14 protein-coding genes are annotated in these 13,751 nt (G+C 66.8%); 6 read left to right on the forward strand and 8 right to left on the reverse strand.

Annotated features, from left to right (window positions below):
- The first annotated feature begins 201 nt into the window (after positions 1-201).
- Together VF167_10520 and VF167_10525 are read left to right on the forward strand one after the other, a co-directional pair.
- Positions 202-2,268, forward strand: a complete 2,067-nt coding sequence (locus tag VF167_10520; GenBank protein ID HEX6925860.1) for a thioredoxin domain-containing protein — start codon at positions 202-204, stop codon at positions 2,266-2,268.
- 409 nt (positions 2,269-2,677) lie between these two features.
- Positions 2,678-3,499 (forward strand): hypothetical protein, encoded by an 822-nt coding sequence (locus VF167_10525; GenBank protein HEX6925861.1) that lies wholly within the window; start codon positions 2,678-2,680, stop codon positions 3,497-3,499.
- A 34-nt stretch (positions 3,500-3,533) separates the two neighbouring features.
- On the opposite strand, the gene VF167_10530 is transcribed toward VF167_10525, so the two are convergent.
- The 5 genes from VF167_10530 to VF167_10550 form a co-directional block, all read right to left on the reverse strand.
- Entirely contained in the window at positions 3,534-4,889 is a 1,356-nt protein-coding gene (locus VF167_10530; protein HEX6925862.1) for an SPFH domain-containing protein, read from the reverse strand.
- 3 nt (positions 4,890-4,892) lie between these two features.
- A complete protein-coding gene (locus tag VF167_10535) occupies positions 4,893-5,492 on the reverse strand; it encodes a hypothetical protein (GenBank protein HEX6925863.1) in 600 nt (199 codons plus the stop codon).
- Positions 5,493-5,592: 100 nt separating this feature from the next.
- Positions 5,593-6,276 carry a uracil-DNA glycosylase gene (locus tag VF167_10540; protein HEX6925864.1) on the reverse strand — a complete coding sequence of 228 codons (684 nt, stop codon included), beginning with the start codon at positions 6,274-6,276 and terminating at the stop codon, positions 5,593-5,595.
- A 73-nt stretch (positions 6,277-6,349) separates the two neighbouring features.
- The gene (locus VF167_10545; protein HEX6925865.1) at positions 6,350-7,477 is read right to left on the reverse strand and encodes a hypothetical protein; all 1,128 of its coding nucleotides are present in this window, start codon (positions 7,475-7,477) and stop codon (positions 6,350-6,352) included.
- 216 nt (positions 7,478-7,693) lie between these two features.
- Positions 7,694-8,062, reverse strand: coding sequence for a DUF423 domain-containing protein (locus VF167_10550; GenBank protein HEX6925866.1), 369 nt, complete (start codon positions 8,060-8,062; stop codon positions 7,694-7,696).
- A gap of 176 nt (positions 8,063-8,238) precedes the next feature.
- On the opposite strand from VF167_10550, the gene VF167_10555 reads away from it, so the two are divergent.
- Both VF167_10555 and VF167_10560 read left to right on the forward strand, forming a co-directional pair.
- Positions 8,239-8,943: a hypothetical protein gene (locus VF167_10555; protein HEX6925867.1), complete on the forward strand. Its 705-nt coding sequence runs from the start codon at positions 8,239-8,241 to the stop codon at positions 8,941-8,943.
- A 12-nt stretch (positions 8,944-8,955) separates the two neighbouring features.
- Positions 8,956-9,804 (forward strand): L,D-transpeptidase, encoded by an 849-nt coding sequence (locus VF167_10560; GenBank protein ID HEX6925868.1) that lies wholly within the window; start codon positions 8,956-8,958, stop codon positions 9,802-9,804.
- Positions 9,805-9,967: 163 nt separating this feature from the next.
- Here VF167_10560 and VF167_10565 read toward each other — a convergent pair whose 3' ends face one another.
- The 3 genes from VF167_10565 to VF167_10575 all read right to left on the reverse strand — a co-directional run bounded on the left by VF167_10565 (position 9,968) and on the right by VF167_10575 (position 12,440).
- Complete coding sequence (locus tag VF167_10565) at positions 9,968-10,267, reverse strand: YhbY family RNA-binding protein (GenBank protein HEX6925869.1); 300 nt, start codon at positions 10,265-10,267, stop codon at positions 9,968-9,970.
- The gene (locus tag VF167_10570; GenBank protein ID HEX6925870.1) at positions 10,264-11,202 is read right to left on the reverse strand and encodes a GGDEF domain-containing protein; all 939 of its coding nucleotides are present in this window, start codon (positions 11,200-11,202) and stop codon (positions 10,264-10,266) included. Before VF167_10570 ends, VF167_10565 begins: the two co-directional genes overlap by 4 nt.
- A gap of 134 nt (positions 11,203-11,336) precedes the next feature.
- Positions 11,337-12,440 (reverse strand): ATP-dependent 6-phosphofructokinase, encoded by a 1,104-nt coding sequence (locus tag VF167_10575; GenBank protein HEX6925871.1) that lies wholly within the window; start codon positions 12,438-12,440, stop codon positions 11,337-11,339.
- A 195-nt stretch (positions 12,441-12,635) separates the two neighbouring features.
- Here VF167_10575 and VF167_10580 point away from each other — a divergent pair, with 195 nt between their 5' ends.
- The gene (locus VF167_10580) at positions 12,636-12,935 is read left to right on the forward strand and encodes a metal-sulfur cluster assembly factor (protein ID HEX6925872.1); all 300 of its coding nucleotides are present in this window, start codon (positions 12,636-12,638) and stop codon (positions 12,933-12,935) included.
- Positions 12,936-13,066: 131 nt separating this feature from the next.
- Positions 13,067-13,579 (forward strand): c-type cytochrome, encoded by a 513-nt coding sequence (locus VF167_10585; protein HEX6925873.1) that lies wholly within the window; start codon positions 13,067-13,069, stop codon positions 13,577-13,579.
- Positions 13,580-13,751: the final 172 nt, after the last annotated feature.

A 13,751-nucleotide genomic window follows, 5' to 3' on the forward strand; every position in this document is an offset into this window, starting at 1 on the left:
ACGGACCTCTCCTGCGTGTGACAATCAAAGCGACGTGCGTTTCGCCGGGTAGATCTGAAAGCTACCGCTACTGCGAGGACCAGTCCACCGGGAGCGCCGCGCCAGACCTGGATGTCTGGACTGGATGTCGGTTGAAGAGGGTACGCCCTTTGCCGCCCCCGAACGATCTACTCCTTCAACCGATCCGACGCCGATTTGATAATGAATCGTCCAACCAACCGCCTGGCGGGGGAAACCAGCCCCTACCTGCTCCAGCACCAGCACAACCCCGTCGACTGGTACCCGTGGGGTGACGAGGCGTTTGAACGCGCCCGCGCGGAGGATCGCCCCGTCCTCCTGTCGATCGGCTACTCCTCCTGTCACTGGTGCCACGTGATGGAGAGAGAATCGTTCGAGGACGAGAATACGGCGGCGATCATGAACGATCGCTTCATCAACATCAAGGTAGACCGAGAGGAGCGGCCGGACGTCGACTCTCTCTACATGGCGGCCGTGCAGCGGATGACGGGGCATGGCGGCTGGCCCATGACCGTGTTCCTCACCCCTGAAGGGGAGCCGTTTTACGGCGGCACCTACTTTCCCCCGGAGCCCCGACACGGCCTGCCCTCCTTCAAGCAGGTCCTGCTCGCGGTAAGCGAGGCCTGGAACGAGCGACGAGACGAGGTGCATCGCAGCGCCGGCGACCTCACGCAGATGCTGCGCGACGCGGCCGCCGTGCAGCCGCCCCCCGGAACGCTCGATGCCGGCCTGCTCGATCGAGCGGCCAGCGAGGTCATCCAGCGTCACGATGCGCGCCACGGAGGTTTCGGCGCAGCGCCCAAGTTTCCGCAGCCCCTGATCCTGGAGTTCCTCCTCCGTCATGCGCATCGCACCGGACGCGACGACGTGCTTCCGCCCGTGGTGCACACCCTCCGCTGGATGGCCCGAGGTGGGATCTACGATCACGTCGGCGGCGGCTTTCACCGCTACAGTGTGGACGCGCGGTGGCTCGTCCCCCACTTCGAGAAGATGCTGTACGACAACGCGCTGCTGGCTCGGACCTTCCTGAGCGCTCACCTCGCCACGGGCGAGGAGGAATTCCGCTTCGTCGCGCAGGATACGCTCGATTACGTGCTGCGTGACATGACGTCACCTGAGGGTGGCTTCTATTCCGCCAGCGACGCCGATAGCGAAGGGGAGGAAGGCAAGTTCTACTTGTGGACGCCGGAGGAGATCGACGCGGTGCTGGGCGCCACCGACGGAGAGCGGTTACGCCGGGCCTTCGGCGTGACGTCCCATGGCAATTTCGAAGGGAAGAACATCCTCAACCTCCTTCCCCGGGGCGACGTTCCCTTGGCGGAGTGGCACGCCGCTGCTGCCGAGGGAAGGGCCACAATGATGCCGGTTCGGCAGAAGATGCTCGAGGCCCGAGCCCGTCGCGTTTCTCCTGGCCTCGACGACAAGGTGGTCACCGCCTGGAACGCGATGATGCTGCGCTCCCTGGCCGAGGCCGGTCGCTTCTTGCAGCGCAAGGAATATTTGGACGCGGCCGTACGCTGTGCCGAGTTCCTGCAGGACCGGCTCTGGCAGGATGGGCGCCTGCTGCGCACCTACCGCGCAGGGGTAGCGAAGATCCCTGCTTTCCTCGACGACCATGCCCTCCTCGTCGATGCCCTGGTCGCCCTCTACCAGGCGACCTTCGATCCCCGCTGGATTGCCTTCGCGCGGACGCTCGCCGACGCGATGCTGGAGCTCTTCTGGAGCAAGGAGGAACGCACCTTCTACGACACCGCGGCGGATACCAGCACACTCCTCGTACGGCCCCGGGAGCTGAACGACTCGGCGACTCCCTCAGGCACCTCGGCGGCCATTACGGCGCTTCTCCGGCTGGGGGCGCTGACGGGAGACGGGCGCTTCGCGCAGGTCGTGGAAGCGGTCTTGCCGCCGCTGGGCGGCGTGGCCGAGCGATTCCCGCAGGCCTTCGGGGAGCTACTCACGGCGATCGACATGCACGTGAACGGAATCGACGAGGTAGCTATCGTGGGGCGCCCCGGAGCGAACGATACGGCAGCATTGCTCGAGGTTGTCCGGAACGGCTACCGACCCGCCACCGTGGTCGCCTTCCGCCCGGTGGACGAACAGGGCCCGGCGCATGTCCCGGAGATCCCCCTGCTCGAAGGGCGCGAGCTGGTCGATGGAGCGGCGGCCGCCTACGTGTGCCGAAGGTTCGCCTGCGAGCGTCCGGTCACGCAGCCAGCGGAGCTGCTCGAGGCGCTCGATAGAACCTGAATCTGAGCAGGTGGCGTAGCCTGCATACAGTGCGAAAGCTCGAAAGCACGTAATCGATCGCAAACCCAGACTTCACGCCGCTCACCAGCGGCTATACCTTGTCGGTCGCTCCCGCGGGTTCAGACTCGCATTCATCGCTCGAATAATCGCTCGATGGACCTGCGAAATCGACGCGGCGCTATCTCATTCGTCGAAGGCTGCATGTTCGCGGCGGTCGGGTTGTTCGTGCTCCTGCTCATCGCCATCCTGGTGATCGCATTTTTCCGATTCCGGAACCCGCCTCCCTCCCCCGCCCCGGGACGGACCCCGCCGGCGGCGGCACTGATGCCACCTGGCTTTTTCGCATCGCAAAGATTCACCGGTCATCCGCAACCGCGCTTCGGCGCCGCGACGCTGCCTGCCCGCCTCGATGCCTGACACGTTCGAATACTTCGGTGGAGTGGACTTCTCCGGCGCGCGTGAGCCGCTGGCGAACCTCTGGACCGCCCTGGGCCACGGAGTCGATGGCCGGCTGAGGATCGTCTCCCTCCGCCCGCACGCCTTCCGCCTCGACCTCGCGACCTTCGTGGCCAACGGTTGGCGCCCGGCAGCTCGCGCCGGGGCGGACGATGGCATTCTCTGGGGGGTGGACTTCGCCTGTGGGGTGCCCGCTTCCGCGGCGCCGCACCTGAGTTCCGGGCCGGCGAGCTGGGAAGCGTCGCTTGCCTGGATCGCCGACCGCCCGGCGGACGAGGTGCGCGACGCCATTCCGGAGGACCAGCGGGGCGCGCGGCTCACCGACTCGGCGGCAGGCTCGATCCCCTTCGATACGCGCAGTTATCGGCAGACCGTGGAGGGTATCCGCTGGCTCCACCAACTGCGGGAGGAACACGGCATCGCGGTAGTGCCACAGGAGGAAGTGGGGCGGGCCTCGACCGTGATCGTCGAGGTCAGTCCCACGTTGACGACACTCGATCTGGGCCTTCCGCGGCGGCGAGCGCCCTCGCGTCCCGGCGAGCACCGCGCCCGCGCCGCAGCCCTTCGTACCTTCCTCGATTTCGAGAACGCCGAGCTCGAATCGATCGCGGTCACCCTGGAAGACGCGTGGGACGCCGCCCTGTCCTGCCTCACCGCCTGGCTGGTGCGGGACGACCTGGATCAGCCGTTCCGCACCGCCCCCTCAGGACGTGACGTCCTCGAGCTGGAGGGCTGGGTCTACAGGGCGCCCGCGGCGCTGGAATCCGGAGGGTGACCGCCTCGGGTGGCTGATCGACGTACCGGCGGCGTCACTCCTGCGGCGGCACCACCGCTTCCAGCTGGCGCCCAGAATCCGCGGCGCGACGCTGCGCGGTGGTCGGGGCCTGCGCCGGAGCAGGCTCCGAAGGCGCGACCTCCGCGTCCCGGGTGGGCTCCGCGGCCACACCGGTCCGCTGCAGCAGCGCCTCCATGTCGACCCCCAGACTGCCTGCTACCTGCTCGATCATCTTCACGATAGCGGCCGGCTTCTGGTTGGCCACGCGGCTCACGCCGTCGCCGCCGCCGTCGACCACCACCATCCGATCGATCCGGACCTCGTCGAGCGCATCCGCGGCCCGCTGGAACAGGTCCGGCAGCTTCTCCGCCAGGTAGACCTGCAGCGCCTTGTCGCCGCCCCCCACCATCTGGCGCAGCAGTGCCTCGAAGACGCCGACCTGCGCCAGCCCGCGTTCGCGGATCAGCGCAGCGTCTGCCTCGGCCCTGAGCTGTGCGGCTTTCAGCTCCGCCTCTGCGGGTTCCACCACGTCCGCCTGCAGGCGGCGGCGCTGCAGCTCGATCCGCGCTTCCTCCAGCCGCTGTTCTGCGAGGACCCGAGCCCGCTCGGCCTCCGCGACCGCGACCTTCTCCTTGGAGACCGCCTCCTGGTCCAGCTCTGCCTTGCGCACGCGCAGCGCGTTCTGCGCCTCGGCGATCTCGATCGCTGCCTGCGCGCGAGCGACCTCGGCACGCTGCTCCGCCTCCGCCTGCTTCTCCTTCGTCTGCGCCATGCTCTCCGCCTCGGCGACAGCGGCGATGCGCAGAATCTCGGCATTCTTCGCCCGGCCGATCGACTCCAGATATCCAGTCTTGTCCGTGACGTTCTGGATCTTGAGCATGTCGAGCTGCAGCCCCAATCGCTTCAGATCGACGTCTGCCTCCTCGATCAGTTCGTTCGCGAACTTCAACCGATCCTCGTTGACCTCCTCCGGCGAGAGGGTGGCGAGCACGCCGCGCAGGTTACCCTCCAAGGTGTCCTTGGCAATCCGGTGGATCTCTGCCAGATCGAGATCCAGCAGCCGCTCGACGGCGTTGTTGAAGACCTGCGGAGGATCGGAGGCGATCTTCACGTTGGCGATGCCCTGGACCTCGAGCGGGATCCCGCCCTTGGAGAAGGCATTGTCGATCTTGACTTCGATGGGGATGGTGCGCAGCGGGATCCGGCTCGCGCGCTCGATCAGCGGCACCCGAAACGTCCGGCCACCCCTGACGATCCGGTAGCCGGAGCGCCGTCCCGTGAGGACCACCGCCTCGTTGGGCTCGGCGATGACGATCAGACGACTGACCGCCACCAGGCTGGTCGCGACCAGAACGAGGACGACGAGCGCGGCAATGACGAGATAGGGCATGAGTCACTCCAGTGTGGACTCGGACGAAAGGCGGGGCAGAGGGGTGACCAGCGCCGTGTCACCCTCCACCTCCACGATCACCACCTCGCTGCCGCGCGGGCAGCTCTCCTCTTCCCTGCCGTAAAGACGCGCGAGAAGCTCGATCTCCCTTCCACCCTGCACCGCTACGATCTTCCCGCGCCGACCCTCGTCGAGGGGCAGGAGCACCCTGGCCGTGACACCGATCAGGTAGCTGGGATCAGATGGCACCTCCCCGGAGCCGGAAGCCCGGACCCAGGCGTAGATCGAGCCCGCGGCCGTAGCCGCCACGGCTCCCGTCACTACCGCCCAGAGCAGCGACACCAGCGGACCTGCATCGGTGAGGAGCTCGATCAGGGCTCCGGTCGCTCCGAACCCCGCCAGCAGATAGAGCAGGGTGCGCACCGAGAGGAAGCCTTGCAGGAGACTCCAGTCCCCATGGTCGGAGTGGGCTGCGTGTGCCGTCAGCTCGCCATCCGCATCGGCATCGGCGTCGACAGAGCTGTCATGGTCGCCGCCGCTGAGCAACGAGAAGAGGAGCAGACCGCCCCCGACGATGAGGGCAAAAAGGTAGACCGGAAGCATCGGGATACTCCCGAGGAAGGCCGGCGCCGGCGCATGCGGCGCGGGGGAAACATAAGGAGGCGCGCCTCAATATACTTGCGATACTCTGCGCCGAAAAGTTTCAGCGGTCGAGCTCTCGCCGCGCTGCTCCGAACACCTCGTCGATCATCGGTTCGGTCAGCTTTCCAGTGAAGGTGTTCTGCTGACTGGGGTGAAAGCATCCGATCAGTAACATCCCGCCGGGAAGCCGCACCTGCCGCGCATGGCCGAAAGGCGGCACCGGCGCGGGCAGCTCGATGTCCAGGGCTTTCAGGGTCCGGATCACCTGGTCCCAGCCGAAGCGGCCCAGGCTGACAATCACCCGAAGCCGCGGCAGTAGCGCCTCGAATTCCCGGATGAGGAAGGGATGGCAGGCGTCGCGCTCTTCAGGCGTCGGCTTGTTCGCCGGAGGAGCACATTTGACCGCTGCGGTGACGTACGCGTCCGAAAGCTGGAGACCGTCGTCGATGTGTGTCGACGTCGGCTGGTTGGCGAAGCCGGCTCGGTAGAGCGCCGCGTACAGCCAGTCCCCCGAACGATCTCCGGTGAACATCCGACCGGTGCGATTGGCGCCGTGCGCGGCGGGCGCCAGCCCTACGATGAGCAGCCGCGCCGACGGATCTCCGAAGCCGGGAACGGGGCGGCCCCAGTAGTCCCAGTCGCGAAAGGCACGGCGCTTCTCGACCGCCACCCGCTCGCGCCACTCCACCAGGCGGGGACACCGTCGGCAGGTCACCACTTCCCGTTTGATGATCTCGAGGTCCATCTGACAATACCGTGAAAAGACCCCCCGAGTGGATGGGCTCGGGGGGTCCTGTTGAACTACCCGACCGGCGGCTTCAATCCGCTCTCGGCGTGGGACGGGCGCCGCGGCTGGAGGAGCCGCCGTCCCCTCCTCCGGAGCGGGTCGCCGGCGCGGCCACCGGGCCGCGGCTTCCCGCAGAGGAAGCGGGTGAGGCAGACGGAACCTCACGCACCGGAGCCCGGGAGGCAGGCGCCGCCGGTCGGCTGACCGATGCAGCACCTGCGCCGCGCGAGCTCGGCGCCGACGACCATCCACCCGCCGATCCCGGCCTGGGGCTTTCCTCGGCGGGCAACCTCCCAAAGGCAGTGGGCCGTGCCCCGATCTGCGGACGCTCCCTCGACGCAGCGAGCTGGGCACTGGAGATCCGCTCTCGGATCGCCTCGCGCTGCTCGGCAGTGATCGCGCGCGTACCGGGAACCTCGCGCTCCGGTTGAGAAGGCAGCGGATCCCGGGCGCCTGGCTTCCGCGGCGGCTTCTTGCCTTCGTCCGGCTTCTCCGGCTGCTGCTTCTGATCGTCGTTGAGCTGCGAGCAGATCACCGACCGGACCACCTGCACATAGCCGCGCGGGACGTACATCGCGTAGTTGCCACAGCTCACCAGGATGCGTCCAGCCGCAGGCTCGCTGTAGATGACGGACGGCCAGACCACGTAGAAGTCCGTCGTCCAGCTACCATCGTCCGGAACCGAAGGCAGAGCGAGCCGCACCAGCTCCTCCATGGTCCTATGGGCGCTGAACGAATGGAAATACGTGCCGAGCCGCGACGCCAGTCGGTGACCGAAGGGGCCGAACTGCTCGAGGTTCAGGGGGCGGTCCGACGCGATCAGGAACAGGTACCGCGGCATCGCCGAGGTGCCGGCGGTGAAGAAGTACTGATGCCGGTTGCTCAGCCGCGTGCTGGCGAAATGCGTCCCGGCGAAGACGCGGCCGCTGAGTGACCCCCGCCCGAACCCCGGGTAGATCATGCTCACGCCGCTGCCGGGGGCGATGTAGAACATCGCCACGTACGCCGGGCGATTCACATGGAAGAGCGGACCGCTGTAATCCGCATTGGTGATGTAAGCTTCCAGCGGCTGGTAGGGCGCGAAGGTTCGGGATCGCCCCTGTGGTAGCGCACAGGCGCTCAGCGCGAGGATCAATCCCAGGACGGACGCGATTCTCATGGGAAGTACCTTCGGCGGGGGGAGAGGCCGACTCCGCTATGTTACGAAATTATCGGCAGGAACGCCAGCTTCGCGGCGGGCTGACGTCTATTCCCTGCAAGGTAAGTACCTGGATCCGCCATTCGAAGGGCTAGAAGGGGTGGCGGCGCGGAAAGCGCCCGGCGACCCAGTGCCTCGGGACCTCCCCGAAGCACCAGGGCGCGGCACGGCGTACGATCAGCGGCGCAACGCCGCGAATGCCAACGATGCCCATCCCGCGAGGAAGGCTACGCCGCCTAGCGGGGTGATTGCCCCGAGCCAGGTTATCCCCGTCATTGAGAGAACGTACAGGCTGCCCGAAAACAACACGATTCCGGTCGTGAAGAGCCAGCCTGCACCGCGGGTGAGGCGTCCCGGCCACACCGCGTGAATCTGCGCCGTGAACAGCAGGGCCAGGGCATGATACATCTGGTATCGCGCCGCGGTCTCGTAGATGGAGAGGAGGCTCTGCGGCAGCCGATCCCTCAGGGCGTGAGCGCCGAAAGCACCCGCCGCCACCGCCAGCAAAGCGAACACACAACCCAGGATCCAGAATCTGCGGTCCATTCGAATGTTTCCGTAAACTTGCTTCCTTCGTCTGACCTCGCAGTCGTGGGAGACGTCAGCGAGCGGACCTTCGCCAGACGCGCTAAAGAGTTGTAAATCAGTCAGATGTGGGCAAGAAGGGTGCGGAACACCTCTTGCACGACACGCTCGCGGAATTCACCCGACCAGGAGCGCTCATGGCGGTTTGGAGTGCGATCCGGCGCCTGCGCGCCGAGCACCCCATCTTTTTCTGGGGAATGTCGTCGCTGGCGGGGCTGCTGCTCCTGCTTACCCTCGCCGTGGCGATACGGATCCCGCAGTACGCCCGTCAGATGGCGCTGATGGAAAGCCAGCTGGACGCGGAGGAGCGCGAGACTCGAGATCGAATTCTCTCCTCGCAGACGCGCCGAACGGCACTCGCGCTCGCGCTGCTGCGACGGGAGCTGCGCCTCAAGTCGCTCGAGGAGGACGGCGTCCACCTCGCCATCAACACGGAGGATTCCACCCTGGCGCTGCGCCACGGCCCCGCAACGCTCCGTGAGATCCCCATTGCCATCGGGGGCGATTCCATCATCGAGGCACCCGACGGTCGAACCTGGCGTTTCGTGCGCGCTCTGGGAGAGCGGTACGTGGTCGCCAAAGAGCGGACCCCCACCGTTACCGTTCCGGAGTGGGTATATGTGAGTCGGGGAGAGCCCGTGCCCCCCGAGGAGGAGCGCACCCTGGAGGGAGTGGCGGGCGAGTATGTGCTCCGGTTGGATGATGGGACAGAGATCTACAGCCGACCCGAGACGGGACCATTCGCGTCCGGCGTGAAGCCCGGGGCCTTCATGGCCGACGCCGACGGGCTGGAGGCCATCTTCGAGGCATTGGCCCTCGAGACCCCCGTCTACATCTACTGACGCAGCTTCCCCATGGAACGGACGACGAGATCGGGTACCCCCGAGCGCCGCGACCATTCACCACCGGGACGTCTGCGCCGCATCTTCCACGATCATCCCACGGGCGTCTGGTCGCTCATCGGCATCGTGGTGCTCTTCTTCGGCCTCTTCGTCGCCACTACAGTGTGGGCCGTGAACGAGCGCTTCAAGCGCGACATCACGCGGATCGCCTTTACCCACGACACCCGGTCTCTGCGATTCCTCGCCGCGCGGGAGTCCGAGGGGCTGGCCGAGATGAGCGAGACCTTGGCCAACCTCGAGCAGCGAGCGGCGACGCTAGCCCCGGCGAATCGGCCCTACCTGGTGGTCTCGATCGAGGACCGCAGGGTCTGGTACCTACAGGGCAACGACACCCTCTTCACCGCCCCCGTCGCCGTGGGCTCGGGCGCCACCCTGGTGGTGGGCGGCGAGACGAAGCGCTTCCAGACGCCCCGCGGAATGATGAAAATCACCCGCAAGGAGCTGGATCCCGTGTGGGTGCCGCCGAACTGGCATTACATCGAGATCGCCCGGAAGGAGGGCCTCGAGGTGGTGGACATGAGCCACGCCGCCCCTGATGCGCTGGCTGGATTTCCGCCTGGTGAGGAGCCGATCCGTGACGGGAAGATCTTCATTCCGCCCTACGGCAGCCCGCAACGGCGGCACAAGGGCGTGCTGGGTGTGGCCAAGCTCGAGATGTACGATGGCTACTACTTCCACGGCACGCAGAACGAAGCGTCCGTGGGCACCGCCGCCAGCCACGGCTGCATCCGCATGCTGAAGGACGACATCCTCTGGATGTACGAGAACGTTCCGGTGGGGACGGAGGTGTATGTCTATTGAGAAGTTAGAAGCTAGAAGCTAGCAGCTAGAATGCTTTGGTTGGGATTCCAGGGGGGAAGAGAGGTCTAGCGGACGCGTATCACGCGCTCGAGCCGTCCAGGAGTAATGCCCAATCTTGCAGATCCACTCACAAGGAATCCAGAAGGCGAGAAAATTCTAGCTTCTAACTTCTCAACTCAATCTCCGGCTTCTCCGGGTGCCTCCTGTACAAAACCACCGTCCGCCCGATCGTCTGCACGTGCTCAACTTCCGGGAGGCGGGCGGCGATCTCGGCGCCAGCCTCGGCGGCGGAAAGGGGGGCCGCGGACTGGACCTTGATCTTCAGCAGCTCGCGCGAGTTGAACGCCTCCAGGATCGACTGAAGGACCGCCTCGGTGAGGCCGTCCTTCCCCAGGTGCAGGATCGGCTTCAGCGGGTGCGCCAGCGATCGAAGCTGCGCCCGTTGCTTCGGGGTCAAGGTCATGGTCCGGTGCTCCCGCGCGATCCCTCCGCCACGACCACCCGGTCCCGGCCGCCGGTTTTCGCCGCATACAGGGCGCGGTCGGCCATGGCGACCAGCTCGCTGGCAGAGGCGGCCGCGTCGGGGGCGGCGGCCACGCCGAAGCTGGCGGTCACGCGCCGAGGCACGACATTGTCCGGGAAGAGCTCCCGCTGCAGGGTGCGCACGCGCTCTGCCAGGCGGCGCGCCACAGCAGTGCTGGTTTCCGGGAAGAGAATGGCGAACTCGTCGCCGCCGAACCGGCTGATCACGTCGGTATTTCGGAAGGTCCCGCTCAGCAGCTGCGCGAACCGTCGCAGGACGTGGTCGCCGGCCGGGTGGCCCAGATCGTCGTTGATCAGCTTGAAGTCATCCAGATCCACCAGGATCAGAGCGGTCGGTCGGCCGTAGCGGTCACCCCGATTCAGCTCGGCCAGCAGACGCTCGTCGAAGCCGCGGCGGTTGTAGCAGCCCGTCAGGGGATCGACGTAGGCATGCGAGCGTAGCAGATCCAGCTCGTCTGCGCGTTGTAGCGCCACGCCGATGTCCGTGGAGGCACGCTCGAGAAGCTGGCGAGAGCCGTCGCCGTGGAAGGTACCGTCCACGCGGCGACCAACCAGCAGCGCAGTCCGGGCCCTCCCCTCCGGCCGCGGGATCTCGACCGTGAGCGCCGGTTCCGACTCCGATCCACCGTGCACCCGCGAGCCCGCGGCGTCTGCGGGCGGGAGCGTGAGGGGGATTCGCTCAACGGCAGCGGCGACTGCACGCGGATCCGCGCCGCTGGCGCTGAGGCAGCGCCAGCCGCCCCCCTCCTCCTCAACGATGGCTGTCCACTCCGCCCGCAGGAGGTGGCGCACCACTTCGACCGCGCGCCCCTCCGTCTCGGCACGGCCGGCGGCAGCGAGAAGCGCGCGCAGCACCTCCTCGATTGAGTCCTCGGCCGGCCGACCGTGTGCGTACGCGCGCCCCTCACCACGGTCCCGGAGCTGCGATGGGGCTGGACGGCTTGGCACGAGAAGAGGGCGCTGGGGTGCTGCGAGGGGGTCGCGGGGACTCAGCCGCCGAGCTCCACCCCGAGCTGCCGTGCGGTCAGCACGGTGTCGCTGTCCAGAGGCACCCGCTTGAGCCCCTGAACCGCTTCCTCGAGGGGAACCGGTCGAATCGTCTGACCCTGAAGGGCCACCATCGTGCCGAGCTCACCCGCCGCGATGCACCGCACGGCGGCGGCGCCGAAGCGCAGAGCGAGGTTTCGGTCGTAGGCGATGGGAGAACCGCCACGTTGGATGTGACCCAGCACGAGCGTGCGGGTCTCCTTGCCTGTCCGCTCCTCGATCTCGCGGGCGAGGCGTTCGGCGATGCCTCCGTAGCGACCCGTCTTGTCGGCGTAGCTGGGCGATTCGCCTTCGGGAAACGCGCCTTCCGCAACGACGATGATGCTGAAGCGCCGTCCGATGCGGTCGCGCTCCCGGATCTTCTCCATCACCCGCTCGAGCTGGAACGGGACTTCAGGGATCAGAATGACGTCCGCGCCTCCCGCCATTCCGGACTCGAGCGCGATCCATCCCGTGTGACGGCCCATCACCTCCACTACCATCGCTCGCTGGTGCGCTTCGGCGGTGGAGTGCAGGCGCCCGATTGCGTCTGTCGCCACCTCGACCGCGGTCTGGAAGCCGAAGGTGACGTCCGTCGCACGCAGGTCGTTGTCGATGGTCTTGGGCACCCCGACCACCGGCAGCCCCTTCTTGCTCAACGCGTTGGCAATATTCAGAGAGCCGTCGCCGCCGATGGCGACGAGGGCATCGATCTCCAGCTCGCGAAAGCGTTGGACGATCTCGTCCGAGAGGTCCATCTTCCCCCAGGTCCCGTCCGGTTTGCGAACCTCCATGCCGAACGGGTTTCCGCGGGTTGTGGTTCCGAGCATGGTGCCACCGAGGTGGGTGATCCCCCGGACTGCGTGGGCCGTCAAGGGCACCAGGCCGGGCTCACCGTCCACCTCTCCCTGCAGGAGACCGGTGTAACCGCGGCGGATGCCAAGGACTTCCCAGCCGTTGTTCAGCGCAGAGAGCGTTGCTGCGCGGATCACGGCGTTCAGGCCGGGGGCGTCTCCTCCTCCGGTGTTGATTGCGATGCGCTTTACAGCTCTGGAACCCGAGGTCATGTGCGGGCGATAAGGTCTAGAGGGCGTAATTTTCGAACGTTGGAGGGGCGACTGATAGCCGATTCACCGAAGCGCCTGCGACCGGGGTCGCGAAGGCTGTCTCCGGCGCTAGATCTATGACCTGAGCGGTCGCTTGACAAGCGGCCGCGGCCATGGATATGCTGGCGGTTCACGTGGTTTTCTCGAGAGAGGGAGATGATGGTTACCGAAGCGGCGGTCAAGAAGGCCCTCCGCGCGGTCAAGGATCCGGAGCTCAACCTGGATCTGGTCGTGCTGGGCCTCATTTACGATATACAGATCGATGGCGGCAAGGTGGCGGTGACCATGTCGCTGACTTCCCCCGCCTGCCCGGTCGCGGGGGAGATCGTGAACCAGGCTCGCGAAGCGGTCGAGTCGGTCGAGGGAGTGGAGGAGGCGGAGGTAGAGCTGACCTTCTCTCCGCTCTGGAGCCCGGAGAGGATTCCGCCGATGATCCGCTCGGCGTTGGGATTGTAGAGGCGCCTGACCGTGGAACGACGTGGTCAGGGGCAGGCGGCATAGGGATTGCCGCCGAGCGTGAACTCTGACTTCACGCGCAATTGACGCGGAGAGCCGTCTCCGCTTGACATTCACCGGAGGAGGACACGATGCGGAAGGGGAGCGCCCTCGCGCGATGGACGGCAGGGATGATGATGGTTGCGTTGACCGCCGCCTGTGGCGGGGGGGATGCGCCGGAAACTGGCGGCGATGCCAGCGCTCCTGCCGGGGCACCGTCCGAAGCGCCTGGTGCTGCCGCAACTGGAGGTGACGCGACCGCCGCGCCCTCGGCGGACACGGGTGCCGCCGCGGCGCCGGCAGGGGGTGATGCCCAACTGGTTTCGCAGGGGCAGCAGATCTACGCGAGCTCGGTCTGCGTGAGTTGCCATGGTGCGAACGCCGCCGGCACGCCACTGGCCCCCAATCTCACGGACGACGAGTGGCTGTGGGTCGATACGGCGGGCGACATGCAGGCGCAGGTGGCCGAGATCATCCGCACCGGGGTCTCGCAGCCGAAGGATCCGGCGCACGTCGCCCCGATGCCTCCGTACGGGGGCGGGGCGCCCCTGGACGACTCGCAGGTCCAGGCGCTCGCGGCGTACGTGGTTTCGCTGAGTGAGTAGGGGAAGGCGGAAACAGAGGGAGTTAGGAGCTAGAAGCTAGAAGCTGGAATGCTTCCCTGCGGGCTTCCCTGCCGGGGGAGGGTCTCTGCAGCGGGCAGGCGGTGCCACCCTTCCGCGGGGAAGCTCGAAAACGTGACTTCTAGCTTCTAGCTTCTAGCTTCTCCTCCTGGCT

This window comes from Longimicrobiaceae bacterium, from assembly GCA_036375715.1.
GTDB lineage: Bacteria > Gemmatimonadota > Gemmatimonadetes > Longimicrobiales > Longimicrobiaceae > DASVBS01.

Bases quoted from the DNA above. Each gene is read 5' to 3' on its own strand.
- VF167_10575 (HEX6925871.1), bottom strand. From the start codon at position 12,440: ATGACCTCGGGTTCCAGAGCTGTAAAGCGCATCGCAATCAACACCGGA.
- VF167_10525 (HEX6925861.1), top strand. From the start codon at position 2,678: ATGCCTGACACGTTCGAATACTTCGGTGGAGTGGACTTCTCCGGCGCG.
- VF167_10560 (HEX6925868.1), top strand. From the start codon at position 8,956: ATGGAACGGACGACGAGATCGGGTACCCCCGAGCGCCGCGACCATTCA.
- VF167_10540 (HEX6925864.1), bottom strand. From the start codon at position 6,276: ATGGACCTCGAGATCATCAAACGGGAAGTGGTGACCTGCCGACGGTGT.
- VF167_10565 (HEX6925869.1), bottom strand. From the start codon at position 10,267: ATGACCTTGACCCCGAAGCAACGGGCGCAGCTTCGATCGCTGGCGCAC.
- VF167_10585 (HEX6925873.1), top strand. From the start codon at position 13,067: ATGCGGAAGGGGAGCGCCCTCGCGCGATGGACGGCAGGGATGATGATG.
- VF167_10520 (HEX6925860.1), top strand. From the start codon at position 202: ATGAATCGTCCAACCAACCGCCTGGCGGGGGAAACCAGCCCCTACCTG.
- VF167_10535 (HEX6925863.1), bottom strand. From the start codon at position 5,492: ATGCTTCCGGTCTACCTTTTTGCCCTCATCGTCGGGGGCGGTCTGCTC.
- VF167_10580 (HEX6925872.1), top strand. From the start codon at position 12,636: ATGATGGTTACCGAAGCGGCGGTCAAGAAGGCCCTCCGCGCGGTCAAG.
- VF167_10550 (HEX6925866.1), bottom strand. From the start codon at position 8,062: ATGGACCGCAGATTCTGGATCCTGGGTTGTGTGTTCGCTTTGCTGGCG.
- VF167_10545 (HEX6925865.1), bottom strand. From the start codon at position 7,477: ATGAGAATCGCGTCCGTCCTGGGATTGATCCTCGCGCTGAGCGCCTGT.
- VF167_10530 (HEX6925862.1), bottom strand. From the start codon at position 4,889: ATGCCCTATCTCGTCATTGCCGCGCTCGTCGTCCTCGTTCTGGTCGCG.
- VF167_10555 (HEX6925867.1), top strand. From the start codon at position 8,239: ATGGCGGTTTGGAGTGCGATCCGGCGCCTGCGCGCCGAGCACCCCATC.